The organism is Methylocapsa polymorpha, from assembly GCF_045689225.1.
Classification (GTDB): Bacteria; Pseudomonadota; Alphaproteobacteria; order Rhizobiales; family Beijerinckiaceae; genus Methylocapsa; species Methylocapsa polymorpha.
This window is the reverse complement of the sequence record NZ_CP136862.1, coordinates 2,989,192-3,001,729: the sequence shown is the minus strand read 5'-3', so window position 1 is coordinate 3,001,729 and position 12,538 is coordinate 2,989,192. Positions and strand designations below refer to the sequence as shown.

At 60.8% G+C, this 12,538-nt stretch carries 15 protein-coding genes; 2 read left to right on the top strand and 13 right to left on the bottom strand.

What is annotated here, in order from left to right; translation table 11 throughout:
* Window positions 1-27 precede the first annotated feature (27 nt).
* Entirely contained in the window at window positions 28-261 is a 234-nt protein-coding gene (locus RZS28_RS13870; protein WP_407338327.1) for a hypothetical protein, read from the top strand.
* Window positions 262-281: 20 nt separating this feature from the next.
* Here the strand turns inward: RZS28_RS13870 and folP are convergent, their stop codons facing one another.
* From folP to RZS28_RS13855, 3 genes are all read right to left on the bottom strand, one after another.
* Window positions 282-1,097, bottom strand: coding sequence for a dihydropteroate synthase (folP, locus tag RZS28_RS13865; protein WP_407338326.1), 816 nt, complete (start codon window positions 1,095-1,097; stop codon window positions 282-284).
* A 23-nt stretch (window positions 1,098-1,120) separates the two neighbouring features.
* Window positions 1,121-1,333, bottom strand: coding sequence for a hypothetical protein (locus tag RZS28_RS13860; protein ID WP_407338325.1), 213 nt, complete (start codon window positions 1,331-1,333; stop codon window positions 1,121-1,123).
* A 183-nt stretch (window positions 1,334-1,516) separates the two neighbouring features.
* Window positions 1,517-1,900, bottom strand: a complete 384-nt coding sequence (locus tag RZS28_RS13855; RefSeq protein ID WP_407338324.1) for a 4a-hydroxytetrahydrobiopterin dehydratase — start codon at window positions 1,898-1,900, stop codon at window positions 1,517-1,519.
* 395 nt (window positions 1,901-2,295) lie between these two features.
* On the opposite strand from RZS28_RS13855, the gene RZS28_RS13850 reads away from it, so the two are divergent.
* Window positions 2,296-2,886 (top strand): hypothetical protein, encoded by a 591-nt coding sequence (locus RZS28_RS13850; protein ID WP_407338323.1) that lies wholly within the window; start codon window positions 2,296-2,298, stop codon window positions 2,884-2,886.
* A gap of 32 nt (window positions 2,887-2,918) precedes the next feature.
* On the opposite strand, the gene RZS28_RS13845 is transcribed toward RZS28_RS13850, so the two are convergent.
* From RZS28_RS13845 to RZS28_RS13800, 10 genes are all read right to left on the bottom strand, one after another.
* On the bottom strand, window positions 2,919-3,764 hold the full coding sequence (locus RZS28_RS13845; RefSeq protein ID WP_407338322.1) for a substrate-binding domain-containing protein: 846 nt from the start codon (window positions 3,762-3,764) through the stop codon (window positions 2,919-2,921).
* 11 nt (window positions 3,765-3,775) lie between these two features.
* Entirely contained in the window at window positions 3,776-4,246 is a 471-nt protein-coding gene (locus RZS28_RS13840) for a c-type cytochrome, methanol metabolism-related (RefSeq protein ID WP_407341131.1), read from the bottom strand.
* A 152-nt stretch (window positions 4,247-4,398) separates the two neighbouring features.
* Complete coding sequence (xoxF5, locus tag RZS28_RS13835) at window positions 4,399-6,195, bottom strand: lanthanide-dependent methanol dehydrogenase XoxF5 (RefSeq protein ID WP_407338321.1); 1,797 nt, start codon at window positions 6,193-6,195, stop codon at window positions 4,399-4,401.
* Window positions 6,196-6,759: 564 nt separating this feature from the next.
* On the bottom strand, window positions 6,760-7,098 hold the full coding sequence (locus RZS28_RS13830) for a hypothetical protein (protein ID WP_407338320.1): 339 nt from the start codon (window positions 7,096-7,098) through the stop codon (window positions 6,760-6,762).
* A gap of 216 nt (window positions 7,099-7,314) precedes the next feature.
* Window positions 7,315-7,632: a hypothetical protein gene (locus RZS28_RS13825; protein ID WP_407338319.1), complete on the bottom strand. Its 318-nt coding sequence runs from the start codon at window positions 7,630-7,632 to the stop codon at window positions 7,315-7,317.
* A gap of 137 nt (window positions 7,633-7,769) precedes the next feature.
* Entirely contained in the window at window positions 7,770-8,765 is a 996-nt protein-coding gene (locus tag RZS28_RS13820) for an LLM class flavin-dependent oxidoreductase (protein WP_407338318.1), read from the bottom strand.
* A gap of 118 nt (window positions 8,766-8,883) precedes the next feature.
* A complete protein-coding gene (locus RZS28_RS13815; RefSeq protein WP_407338317.1) occupies window positions 8,884-10,470 on the bottom strand; it encodes a flavin monoamine oxidase family protein in 1,587 nt (528 codons plus the stop codon).
* 122 nt (window positions 10,471-10,592) lie between these two features.
* Window positions 10,593-10,925: a (2Fe-2S) ferredoxin domain-containing protein gene (locus RZS28_RS13810; protein WP_407338316.1), complete on the bottom strand. Its 333-nt coding sequence runs from the start codon at window positions 10,923-10,925 to the stop codon at window positions 10,593-10,595.
* 399 nt (window positions 10,926-11,324) lie between these two features.
* A complete protein-coding gene (locus RZS28_RS13805; protein WP_407338315.1) occupies window positions 11,325-11,537 on the bottom strand; it encodes a cold-shock protein in 213 nt (70 codons plus the stop codon).
* A gap of 140 nt (window positions 11,538-11,677) precedes the next feature.
* A complete protein-coding gene (locus RZS28_RS13800; protein ID WP_407338314.1) occupies window positions 11,678-12,520 on the bottom strand; it encodes a 23S rRNA (adenine(2030)-N(6))-methyltransferase RlmJ in 843 nt (280 codons plus the stop codon).
* Window positions 12,521-12,538: the final 18 nt, after the last annotated feature.

Below are 12,538 nucleotides of genomic sequence, written 5' to 3'. Positions count from 1 at the left end.
GTCGCCAGATCGATGAGGACTATGAATATGGCCAGCGACTATGCGTTCATCCGCGCCCATGGCAAATTTATCGGGGCGAAAGAGCCCTATGTGGACGATCTCGTTCGGCGCGCCCGCCGGGAGAATGCTCACAAGGATGTCTATGCTTATGATGATGAAGCGAAGCGCTGGATTTTGTTTACCGAGCTCGAAGAGAAGGCGGAAGGCGGCGACACCGTGGCGGCCGAGCAGGTCAAAACGATTCGCGCAATCATGCGGTGAGCCAAGCCAAGCTGACGAAATCAGGCAGTTTCGATCGCCTCGAAAACCTTGAACGCCGCAGCGTGTTCGGCTGCGTCGTGAACGCGAAAGATTGACGCGCCATGCGACGCCGCGACGAGATTGGCTGCGAGTGTGGCGATGAGGCGATGATCGACCTCCGCTCCAAGGATCGAGCCGAAGAGCGATTTGCGCGACACTCCTACAAGGAGAGGGAGCCCATAGTCCCGCAACGCCGGCAAGTTGCGTAGCGCCGTCAGATTTTGCGCCTGGGTCTTGCCGAAGCCTATGCCGGGATCGAGGATGATGCGCCCGAGCGGAATCCCCGCTTTCGCCGCGAGACGCAAGGAATGATCGAAGAAGCGGCGGATGTCGGCGATGACGTCGCAATCGGGATCGGCCTCTTGCCGATTATGCATGATGATGACGCCAAGGTCGGCCTCGGCGATGGCGTCGGCCATCGCCGGATCCTTCTGCAGGCCCCAGACGTCATTGATGAAGGCTGCGCCTTGCGAAGCCGCCCAGCGCGCGACGGAAGCCTTGGACGTGTCGATCGACACCGGCCGATCAACCGCCTCGACGAGAGCGCCAAGAAGAGACTCGAGCCTCGCTTGTTCGACGTCGGCCGGCACGGGCTGATGCCCTGGCCGCGTCGATTCAGCCCCGACATCGACAATATCGGCCCCCTCCGCAACGAGTTTCCGCGCTTGCGCCAGCGCCGCCGCGGCCGACTCGAAACGCCCGCCGTCGGAAAAGGAATCCGGGGTGACATTCACAATGCCCATGATCAACGGGCGCTTGCCGGCGAGGGCGAGAAACCGATCGCGCCTTGCTTTCATGGCTTCTATTGCGGAGCCTCGGCTCAAATCGATTTTTCCGCCAGATTCGGATAGCTGCAGCGCCATTTCACGACTTGCCTGTCCGGATGACTGTCGGACCATTGGGCGATCGTCGGCGGGGCTTGCAGCATACATTGCATGAGCGAGCCCTGGTCGACAAAAGCGAGTTGCCTCTCCTCACAAGCCGCCGGTTGGCTGAGGCTGCAGACAGTGAGAATCAATTCAACGAGCCCCATCGGCTTCTCTCCAAAGCAGCATCTTTTGAAAACTGGGACCGACTTTCAAAATGACGCAAGCTTATCCACGGTAAGCCAAACTGCTCTGGCTTGCCAAGGCGATCTTGCGTCATTGGGCATCGTCGCGGCAGATGCGCTGCGGCATCTCGCGCGGCACGCATGAACCTCGCGGCGGCGGCCGCGTCAGGCCCCATATTTGACATAGGCGAAACGCTGATCCCCTTCGGGGGTTCCTTCCAGCGCCCCGCCCTCCTTGCCGGGCCGCCAGAGCACGACCTCCTCGATCTTTTTCGCCAGTTCGAAATCCTTGTCGGTGATTCCTTTCGCCGTATGGGTCTGCAGGCGAACCTCGACCCATGCGTAAGAGGCGGTGAGATCCGGATGATGCCATGCGGCCTCGGCGAGGTGGCCAACCGTGTTGATCACCATCAGCGTGCCTTTCCAGCTTGCGGTCTTGTAGGTGCGGCGAATCCAGCCGCCCTCCAAGGCCCAATGGGGCAGATCGCGCGCGAGCCTCTCCTTGACTTCGCTTTCGCTATAGGTCTTTTCCTTGATGGCTTGGCTCATGGTCAAAATCCAATCGTTGCAAGCGCGGCCATGCGCGCGGTCGCAGGCGCCTTCACATCGCTATTGAACTCCCGCGGTCGCCGCCTGATCCATTACGGGATAGCCAAAATCGCGCCAGCTGCGCCTGACGAGGGCGCGTCGCTTTCCTATGGCTTCCAACAAGAGCGGCTTCAATTTAGAACATGTTTCCACTTGGCTGGAAACATGTCCAAACCCCAAAGGCGCTTGGAAAAATGTACGATTCGACGCAAGCTCAGCGCCTCCCATTGGGTCTTGGACGGCGTTCAATATTTGCGCGAAGCATGGGGCGCTATAAACCATGTGCGACGTCCGTTGAAACAAGGCGCAAGCGCTTGCGTCCGGCAACGGGACTCCGCCTCGCAGCAATCCTCTCAATGCTGTCGTCTGGCGGAGCGTTCGCGCAGGAGGCGAGCCGCGCGAGACCCGACCCGGACTGGCCTTGCCGGCAAATTCTCGTCGGGACGATTTCCTTGCCTGCGGTCTGGTCCGGTCCCCCGGTCGACTCGGTAAAATGGCGCGACGACGCCGCGATTTCCGATCTCGTCACGAAGCTTGCGGCGCGGCGCATGCCTGTGGACGCCGCGGAGCGCGCGGTCGAAGATTTCGCCAAATCCAAAGGCGCCGACAGGCAAGCCCAGCTGACCGCCCTTTTCGTTGGGCTATTTGAAACGCTCAACGGCGAGCGCGGGCAAATCATCGACGGTCTTCGCCGCCTCGGACGTCAGCAAAAGGAGCTCGCCGCAAAAATTCGGGCGGAGAACGCCGCTATCCAATCGAGCCCGGCGGCGCCGTCGCCAAATGAAGGTGGGGAAGATCAAAAGGCCAGCGCCGCCGAAACCCTGGCTTTGGACCTCCGCATCTTTGAGGAGCGCCATCAGGCGCTCACCTATGTTTGCGAGACGCCGACGCTGATCGAGCAGCGATTATTTGCGCTCGCCAGGGCTATACAGCGGAATATGAATTGATCGCGCGCCATGATGACCGGCGAAGGCCACGTTCAATGACTTGCGGGGGTGTTGTTCTCGTCGAGCAGAGGGACGCCGTAGGAATCCAAAATGCGGTCGATCTCGCCCTGGCTCTCGGCGATAAGCCTGTTCAGGCGGCGTTTCCAATCCTGATCGGCATGGCGAACCCCCATTCCGATTCGGTAAATCAAGCGCGGTCCCGTGGTTTCCTTGACCAAAGGCGTGACCTTCAAGCCGGCTTCTGATTTCTTTGCGAAATAGCCGGCGATCGGTCCCCAAAGGATGGCGACATCGATGCGGCCCTGCTCAAGGTCAGCGATCATATCCGAAGTCGGGGCGTCATGCCGCGTGTCGACCACAAGCGGATAGGATTTGACGTTCAACAGCAATGAATTGATGGCGAGGTTGGTCGCGGGAGGCGTGCCGGCGACAATGCCGATGCGCTTGTCCTTGAGACGCGGATCCTCCAGCGTCTCGACGGCTTCGAGACCCGACCCTTTCTTCGAGACCAGGGCATAGGCGGTGCGGTAATAAGGATTTGTCCCTTGGACAATATCGTCGCCTTGCGGCATTCCCATCACCACGTCGCAACGATGCGCGTTCAACGTATTGCGCACAAAGCCGGTCGCGCCCGGATAGAAACTATAGGCAAGAGTCTTGCCGAGCTTTTGCGCGAAGAACTCGGCAAGCTTATTCTCGAAGCCTTCGCCAGCCTCGTTTGAAAATGGAAGATTGCGGGGATCCGCGCAAACCCGCAAGACCTTGGGATCGACGAGCTCGATCGACATCTCGTCTGCTACTTGCGCCCGAAGCTGGACGCATGTCGCAGCAAACGCCCAGGCCACGGCGAGCAAACCAAGAATACGCCAAAACCGCATGGCTTTTTCGATCAGTTCTGGTCCCCTAGGCAGGCGTGCTCCGCTTCCGTCGCCTTAGGCGACTTTTCTTCGTGGCTTGCCGGCCGCCCGCGAGGAATGGAGTCGCCGGATCTCGCGCGAAGATAGACGTAGATGTCGTCGACATAGCACATCACGTTCTTATTATCGCCAAGCGCCGGCATAACCTTATTCTCTCCGCCCGACAGATTTTGTCTGCCGCCGACGACGATTCCATAGAACTCGGCGTAGTTGATTCCCTTGACCGACTCCTTGAGCGCCGGAGCATAGGTCGAGCCTTCGCCATCCGGACCATGGCAGACATGGCATTCCGAGTGATAGCGGCGAAAGCCCGAATAGGTGTACCAATCCACGGCGCCGTCGGGTTTCACATTGAAGGTCGGATCGCCTTTGGCGTCGACATATTTGCCGCTGTCGTCCTGCTTCACCGCCTTGGAAGGCGCCGGCGGCTCGGCCTTGGCCATGTTTGCGCATGCGACAATGAGGGTGAGGGAGACAGCCCACACCGGAGAGCTGATTTGCACGAGACTATCCTTGTTTCGAAAAAGCAGGCGTCGAATAAGACGCTCGGCGCTGGCGCGCCGAGCTTATAGTGACGCTGTGACTTGGCGCTCTTTTACTTGCCTGGGAGGCCGAAGACAGTCAGCTGACCGCCGAGCGCCGTATAATTCGCGAGCGACGCATAGCCGCCGACAGCGCCGAGGCCTTCCGTTCCCTTCGTCAAGCCGGCCGCGAGCCCGATGCCGGCCCAGCCGCCGACGCCCGAGAGCACTGCGACATATTGCTTGCCCTTGTGCTCATAGGTGATGACGTTGCCGATGATGCCGGAAGGCGTTTTATATTTGAACAGCTCATCGCCGGTCTTGGCGTCGACGGCTTTCAAATAGCCTTCCAACGTTCCGTAGAAGACCACGTTTCCGGCGGTTGCGAGCGCGCCCGACCACACCGAGAAGGGCTCCTTCTTCTGCCAGATGATCTTTCCGGCCTTGGCGTCCCAGGCGGTGAAATTGCCGAGGTTCGTGTCGCCCTTCGGCGGATACATGGACAAGGTCGCCCCGACATAGGGCTGCCCTGCCGTGTAGCTCACCCGGAACGGCTCGTAGTCCATCGCGACATGGTTGGCCGGGATGTAGAACAGGTTGGTGATCGGCGAATAGGCAGCCGGCTGCTGGTCCTTCACGCCGAGCGCGGCGGGGAAGACCCCTTGCGTGTTCACGTCTTCGCCATTGTGCTCGGTCGAGAACTCCTTAACGACGAGCGGACGTCCGTAGGTCTTGGAGTTCTTGTCCAAATCGACCTTGGTCGCCCAGTTGACGGCCGGATCGAATTTTTCTGCGACGAGCGGCTCGCCGGTGATGCGATCGATCGTATAGCCGAAGCCGTTGCGGTCGAAGTGAACCAGGACCTTGCGGGCCTCTTGGCCGACGAGGATCGACTCATTGATCGAGTCATAATCCCATTCGTCATGCGGGGTCAGCTGATAGACCCATTTGGCGACGCCGGTATCTGCGTCGCGCGCCCAAATGGTCATCGACCAGCGGTTGTCGCCAGGCCGCTGCGCCGGGTTCCAGGTCGAGGGATTGCCGGAGCCGTAGTAGATAAGGTTCAAATCGGGGTCGTAGGAATACCAGCCCCAGGTGGCGCCGCCGCCGATCTTCCACTGGTCACCCTTCCAGCTGGCGATGCTGGACTCCTTGCCGACGGGCTTGCCGAGATAAGTGGTTTTTTCCGGATCGATCAGCGTGTCGGAATCCGGGCCGATCGAATAGCCGCGCCAGGCTTTCTTGCCGGTCTTGAGATCATAGGCCGTGATGGAGCCGCGGACGCCGAATTCGCCGCCGGAGATGCCGACCAGAACCTTGTTCTTGACGACCTGCGGCGCCGAGGTGCCGGTCTCGCCCTTGGACGGGTCGCCATTCTTCACGGACCATACGACCGCGCCGGTTTTCGCGTCGAGCGCGACGAGCGTCGTGTCTGCCTGATATTGGAAGATCTTGCCGTCGGCATAGGCGACGCCGCGATTGACGGTGTCGCAGCACATGACCGGGATGACGTTCGGATCTTGCTTCGGCTCGTATTTCCAGAGGATCTTGCCCTCATTGTTCAGATCGAGCGCGTAGACGATATTCGGAAACGGCGTATTGAAGTACAATACGTCTCCAATCACGAGAGGCCCACCCTCGTGGCCGCGCAGAACTCCAGTCGAGAAGCTCCAGACCGGGACGAGATTCTTGACGTTGTCGGAATTGATCTGGTCGAGCTCGGAAAACCGGCGGTTGGCGTAATCGCCCGTCGGCAACGCCCATTGTTTCGAATCCTTCGACAAGGCGATCAATTCGTCATTGGCGAAGGAGGCGCCATTCGCCAGAAGCGCGGTGGCGGCGACGCAGGACATAAGCAGGAATTTGCGCATTAATTTCCTCCGGAACACTTTAGTCGTGACGACTGCGATGCTTATTTTGCCTCGACAGCGCCTTTTCGCGGGACGCCTTTCCGACCGTGGTCAATACGTCGGCAAGACGTTGCAGTTTCCACAGCGAGGCCCTGCCTCGTCTTCGAAGAGAGCAAGCGGTCCCGTCCGCTTGCTCATGAAGCCGGAAAACTCCACGAGACGTATATCTTGACGCTTTGCGTGACACAATAGTCATTCCATTGATCATTTTGGGCGTTTTGGCGCCATCCTGCCCGATGCACGGACGGTTAGGACGAGCCTCCGCAAAGACTGAACCTGCGCGCGCGAAAGCCCGAACGGCGCCGGCCGCCAGAAATCGGATCGACGTCGGTTCCGTCGCCGAAACAACAAGATAGGCGGGAGGCTCGTCTGTTTCGAAACTTTCGGCCGGGCTTTGCGGCGCCCGCACACTGAAGCCGCTCGATGAGATTTACATGGCCCAAGCGCATTTCTCAGGCGCATCGACATGATCCGATCGAGAAAGAACTTCGTCGGATCGATTATGTCGGAGCATATTCTACTCGATTAAAAGCAGCGTATTTCTGCTTCGGCCTGGGCGCGGCGCAGCTCGGCGGCGGTGGCTTTCGCCTGCTCGCTGGCGCGAAACAACGCGCCGATCTGGCCCTGCGCCTGAGTCATGCTCGCGACCGTTTCGGCGGCGACATAAGCATCATAAGGAAGCAAGGAGGCGATGACGTCGATTGAGCAGGAGCAGCGCTTCAGCGCGTCGCGCGTCTCGCCATTCGCCTTCATGCAGACGAACACATAATCGGCGCGCGCCTCGGTCGGATAGTCGTTGACGTCCGCCGCGGCCAAGGATGCGGGAGCCGCAAGCAGGAAGAGGCAGGCATATAGGATCTTCATCGGTCCAATCTCAGCGACCCCGGGAGCCGAACAGGCGACGCCAGAAGCCGCAGGGAAAATTTCGGCGGCCACTTTTTGATATGTAGCCTCGGCCGGATCGCAACTTCAACCAGGAAACAATGGCCGATCGCATCGATGCGGTGAAACGCAAACGGATAGATTCATCCGACGAGCCGCAAGTGACCGAAGATTGACGGCCGAACGATGCGGTCGATTTCAGTCTCCAAAAGTAAGGCTCGAAGGCGCTTGTTCGGGCCCATGTCCCAAACGCGAGCCCAGCCGGCCGTTTTCGATTTCACCTCGCCAGGACCGGCTGACGGATCTTCTCGCTGGGAGCAAGCCCCACAGCGCAAACCCGACCAATGGCATGAGCGCTTGGCAAGTCATGCAGAGAAAAACGCCGAGGACTGTGGCCGGAACGCGCCCGCCGACCAGATAGCAATGGGACATCAGCAGCATGATGGCCACGGTTAGAGCGAGGCTTGCGCCCGACAGAAACCGCAGAGCCTGAACGAACATAGGATTGGAAAACATGGCGCCCCCTTCAGCGGCAAACGCCGCCATATGGTTCAACCATGCCTGGCTCTGGACTTTCCGAATGTGCGCAAGAGCATGTCCCGCAGCATCTTCAATTTGAGCAAAGTCCTTTTCGATCATGCGACGCCGCTTCGTCAGCCGCGTGAGACGATCGGCGCGCCGGCGACCTCGGTCCCGGCCGGCGCGACCTCGCTGCGAAACCTTCGCAAAGTTTCAACCGCCATCGCCGGATCGAGACAGGCGATCTTCAAGACAAGGCTCGAGACGGGAACCGCGGCTTTAAGCTCTTCGAGTTTGGCGCGGCAGGTCTCGGGCGAACCGATGAGCCCCGCGGCGAGAGCGCCGTCGAGCGACATCGGGCCTGCAGGACGCCCAGAGTGCTCGCGCATCCTTTCGTAAAAGCGTTCGAGCGCCGGGAGAGCGGCCTTGTGGGCGGCGGCGTCCGTGTCGGCGACGCAAACATTGCGCAAAATCACGACGTCGGGATCTCTCGCGCCGCTTGCTTCGCGATAGACATCGCGCAGCCCGCCGATCAAAGCTTGCGACGCGGCATGTCCCGCCATCAGCCCAAATCCGCGCCGGCTCGCCCGCGCGACGGTGTCTTTATCAGCCGAAGCGACCCAGACCGGCAGCTTCGGCTGCACGAGACGCGGATAGACAGTCAGCCCCTCGCAAACATGCCAGCGGCCTTTGAAGTTGACACTTTCGTCCGTGAGCAATCGAAGGAGAAGCTCCGCCGCCTCGTCTGATCGCGCGCGGGCCTCGTCCGGCTCGATGTGAAAATGCGCATATTGGGTTGGAAAAGGCCCTCCCCGCGCGAGGCCCAAATCGAGCCTTCCACGCGAAAGAATGTCGATCGTCGCGAGATCCTCGGCGAGGCGGATCGGGTTGTGCAAAGGCAATAGGATCGCGGCCGCGCCGATTCTGATCCGGCTGGTCCGGCCGGCGAGATGGGCCATGATCGCCAGCGTCGAACCCGACTGGGTGAAGGAGCTAAAATGGTGCTCGGAAACCCAAAGCTCGTCGAGCCCGAATTGCTCCGCCTTTTCCGCAAGGTCGATCTGGCGCTGAAACGCGGCGAGATTGCTCTCCTCGCCATGTTCGAAATTCAGGAAAAGTCCGAGCCGCACTTTTCCCCTCGCTTCGGCCGGCGGGCGCGGCGCGCGCGCTACCGATTTCTATATATTAACGTATATAGAGAAAGCCCCGCGAACAAGGCTTACAAAGCGCTTCGGAGGCAGACCCGCCTCAAGCCGTCGCGTCCACCGGGGTCTTGGCGATGAAGAAAGCATTGACGGAAAGGCAGAACTCCTTCCAGGCCGCTGCGATGTCGCGGAGGATCGCCTGAAGATAGTCCTTCGAGGGCTTGTCTTCGCCAGGAAAATTCGACAGCGCGCAGGATGTGCGATTGTACTCGATGACTGAGTCGATGAGAAACTGAATGAAGCCGTCGAATGTCTTGAGGATCTCGGGCGTCAAGGCGGACCGGCCGCGCTCGACCGCGACGTCGCCCATGTCGAAGGAAAGATCCTCGAGCCGCAGCAGGGCTTCGCTGAAAACCTGCTCCATGGTGGCGACCATGGCGCGCTGCGTTACGATCTCCTTGTCGGCGCTCGCCAGCAAACGGTTGAGCTGCTTGCGGTAGGCTTCGAGGAGCTCCGCCTGCCGCCCAGCCACCCATTGCCCGAACAAGGCGACGCTGTCGGCGTTCGAGGCGGTTGTTTTGTCCCCGCTCTGCGGGCTGACCACGGGAGCGAAACGGCCGATTTCGCGCACGAGGCGCCGCGCCGAATCGAGCGCGCCCTCCATATAGCCGCCGGCGTAGCTCGCCGTCTCCGAGCCGCCGAAGAAAAGCTTGCCGTCCCAGATCGCCTGCCGCAGATAGGGGTTGCCATAATGAGGATGATCGTCCGGCGGGATCAGATCGCGCCGCGCGCAGGTATAGGCCTCCGCGGCCCAGTCCTGGTAATGCTGCTCGCCATGTTCGAGCTCGGGACCGAAGAGCTGGCCGATCTGATTGCCCATCAGCATAGGCAGGCCGGCCTTGAACGAGTCCCGCAAGGACGGCGGCAGCGCGAGAAAGCCTCCGAGCGCCGCGCGCGTCCCGGTGGCGTCGCAGGCGTCGAATATCTCGCCGAGGACCGCCTGCTCATGCGTGACATAGGCGTTGCCGGAATTGCCGGCCTCGCGCCAAAGCGGGCGATCATAGGCGATCACAGCCTTCGCCTCGCCGGCCATCCAGGTATAGGTCTCCCGCATGACCTCGATCAGATTGTCGTCGAGGCTCGGCTCGAAGCGGATCTGCTCCTCGACGACGCGCGGCGGCACCGCGAGGACGACGCGGCGCGCCTGTACGACGAGCAAGGAGTCGCCCTGGCGGAAATGCAGCTCTACATGGTCGCCGCGATCGAAAATCGTCGTAAGCGCTTGCTCGAGGCGCAGCCGCTCCTCGGGGATCTTTTTCGCGATGGCCTCGATGACGGAAAGCATGCCGCCCTCGACCCGGCGTGCGCCCGCGTGAACGCTTTCATTCTCGCTCGGCGCGGCCTTCCTGTCGTGGTCGTGCAGCCGCAGGACGGTTCCGGAATCATGCTGCGGAAAGCTGACGAGCCCGAGATCGGCGACCAGTCTGGTCATGCCCGGCTGGGTGTCAGGCCAATACCAGGTCGGGCCGAGATCGACCCGCATCCCGGCCTTTTCGGAGGCGACGGAGAGCACGCGTCCGCCGAGCCTGGGGCGCGCCTCGAACAGCGTGAACTCCCGCCCCTGCGCCTGCAAGCCAGCGGCGAGCGCGAGCCCGCACAAGCCGCCGCCGACGATCGCCGTGTCCAGCATGATGCTTCTCCCGAACCGAAATTTTGTCGCGTTGCGCGGTGCCCCGCGACTTTGCCGCAAGGGCGAAGCAAGTCCCGGGCCGACGCGTGATTGAGCGAATTATGCGCCGGCTGCGCGCAGGTTCAGCGCTGCGGGACGATGATCAGGCGCTCGACCGGATTGCCTTCGACGAAATGCGATTGAATGATCTCGTCAATGTCCTCGATTTTTTCGGGGTGATACCAGATCCCCTCCGGATAGACGACCATCAGCGGGCCGGCGCGGCAGAAGCTGAGGCATCCCGAGGCGCTCACATTGACGTCGGGAAGCTGCTTGGCCTCGACCTTTTGCATCAGGCGATCCCAAAGCGGCTGCGCGCCGTTTTCCATGCAGCTCCCGCGCGGATGGCCGGGCGGCCGCTTCGTGAAACAGGCAAAGACATGGTATTTGAATACGATAGGTAGATCGAGCGACATAAACCTGTCCTAGCTTGGTGACTGAATCGCGCTTAGAATTATTCAATTCTTGTGCCGAGTGGCTCCGCTTCGGGCAGACCGAAGCAGCTACGCCGAGGGATAGGCTCAGCAGCGCATCAACTGAAGGCTCAAGCCTTCCGCCTAAAAGGCAAGCTCTGCGACGAGCGCAGGACCAGCTTCTCCAAAACAAGCTCCGGCAAAAAAATAACGGCCACAAGGCCGTTAGGTCGCTTCAAAACTCCATATTGGCCATTCTGGCCCAGCTCAAGGCCAAGAGCCTCCTTCCCCGCCGCGCGGCCAATCGCGCCGCGGGCCTGAAATCAAATGGCGCCATAAATTATGCGCGAAGCTTCGCCGCCGCGCGCCCTTTAAAGCTATTCCCTCTACTCCATATTCCCTCTACTCCAATTGCAAGTCGACTGCCTTCGGGCCCTTGCCTTTCTTATCCGGTTCGACCTCGTAGGCGACGCGTTGACCCTCCGTCAGCGAGGCCAAGCCGGCGCGCTCGACCGCCGTGATGTGGACGAAGATGTCGCGCCCGCCGTCGTCTGGCTTAATAAAGCCGTAGCCCTTGTCCGCGTTAAAGAATTTGACCGTTCCCTGCTGCGACATAGGACATTTCCCTTCCCATTTAGTTCCATATTGTCCGGTCCCTTCGAGGGGAGCCGGAATTGGCCTTTCGGCATCGGATTCGTCGAAGCGACGAGCCCGATTGGAAGAAAGTGGAGCAGCGTCAAGCTTTGGCAAGGCGCCTACGCCCTCGCCAGCCATTCGATCTGATAGGCCGGCTTGCGATCCGCCAGGCATTGGCTCAAGCTTGGCAGAATCCGCTCTGCTTCCACGTCGAGACGAAACGGCGGATTGACGACGATCAGACCCGAGCGGACGAGGCCCAATTCAGCCGCCACGGCGTCGACCTGAAGCTCGATGCGCAAGAGCGGCTTGACGCCGGCTTGCGCCAGCGTTCGCGCAAAACCCGCCGCCTGGCTCGCGTCCTTGACCGGATACCATACAAGGTAAACGCCGGTGGCCCATTTGCGCCATGCCGCCTCGATGGCCCGCGCAAGCCTTGTGAATTCGTTGGCGTCTTCGAAAGGCGGATCGATCAGCACAAGCCCCCGCCGCTCGACCGGCGGAATGAAGGCCTTGAGCCCCGTATAGCCGTCGATCTCAATGAGCTTCGCCCGGGCGTCAGAGCCGAGATTGGCTTTCAAGCTTTGAAAGGCGGGCGGGTGGAGCTCGCAGAGAATCATGCGGTCCTGGCGCCGCAATAGAGCGCGGGCGATCGCCGGCGAACCAGGATAGCGCGGCTCGCTCGCATCAAAGAGCGGCGCGACGATTTGCAGATAGGGCTGGACGAGGCTTTGCGCCTCGGGCGGCAGCTTGGCCGCTGCGAGCCTTCCGATCCCGCCACGCCACTCGGCGGTCCTTTCCGCCTCCGGCCCGGAGAGGTCATAGATTCCGCTTCCGGCGTGAGTCTCAATGTAGCGGAAAGGCGTCGGCTTCACTGCGAGATGGAGAAGGATGCGCGTCAGAAAGATATGCTTGAAGACATCGGCGAAATTGCCGGCGTGAAATTCGTGTCGGTAATTCATTTATCTCCATGCGCCGTA

Excerpts from the sequence above, each read along its gene's own strand:
- RZS28_RS13850 (WP_407338323.1), top strand. The coding sequence starts at position 2,296 with ATGCTGTCGTCTGGCGGAGCGTTCGCGCAGGAGGCGAGCCGCGCGAGA.
- RZS28_RS13800 (WP_407338314.1), bottom strand. The coding sequence starts at position 12,520 with ATGAATTACCGACACGAATTTCACGCCGGCAATTTCGCCGATGTCTTC.
- RZS28_RS13840 (WP_407341131.1), bottom strand. The coding sequence starts at position 4,246 with ATGGCCAAGGCCGAGCCGCCGGCGCCTTCCAAGGCGGTGAAGCAGGAC.
- RZS28_RS13845 (WP_407338322.1), bottom strand. The coding sequence starts at position 3,764 with ATGCGGTTTTGGCGTATTCTTGGTTTGCTCGCCGTGGCCTGGGCGTTT.
- RZS28_RS13815 (WP_407338317.1), bottom strand. The coding sequence starts at position 10,470 with ATGCTGGACACGGCGATCGTCGGCGGCGGCTTGTGCGGGCTCGCGCTC.
- xoxF5 (WP_407338321.1), bottom strand. The coding sequence starts at position 6,195 with ATGCGCAAATTCCTGCTTATGTCCTGCGTCGCCGCCACCGCGCTTCTG.
- RZS28_RS13870 (WP_407338327.1), top strand. The coding sequence starts at position 28 with ATGGCCAGCGACTATGCGTTCATCCGCGCCCATGGCAAATTTATCGGG.
- RZS28_RS13830 (WP_407338320.1), bottom strand. The coding sequence starts at position 7,098 with ATGAAGATCCTATATGCCTGCCTCTTCCTGCTTGCGGCTCCCGCATCC.
- folP (WP_407338326.1), bottom strand. The coding sequence starts at position 1,097 with ATGAAAGCAAGGCGCGATCGGTTTCTCGCCCTCGCCGGCAAGCGCCCG.
- RZS28_RS13860 (WP_407338325.1), bottom strand. The coding sequence starts at position 1,333 with ATGGGGCTCGTTGAATTGATTCTCACTGTCTGCAGCCTCAGCCAACCG.
- RZS28_RS13855 (WP_407338324.1), bottom strand. The coding sequence starts at position 1,900 with ATGAGCCAAGCCATCAAGGAAAAGACCTATAGCGAAAGCGAAGTCAAG.
- RZS28_RS13810 (WP_407338316.1), bottom strand. The coding sequence starts at position 10,925 with ATGTCGCTCGATCTACCTATCGTATTCAAATACCATGTCTTTGCCTGT.
- RZS28_RS13805 (WP_407338315.1), bottom strand. The coding sequence starts at position 11,537 with ATGTCGCAGCAGGGAACGGTCAAATTCTTTAACGCGGACAAGGGCTAC.
- RZS28_RS13825 (WP_407338319.1), bottom strand. The coding sequence starts at position 7,632 with ATGTTTTCCAATCCTATGTTCGTTCAGGCTCTGCGGTTTCTGTCGGGC.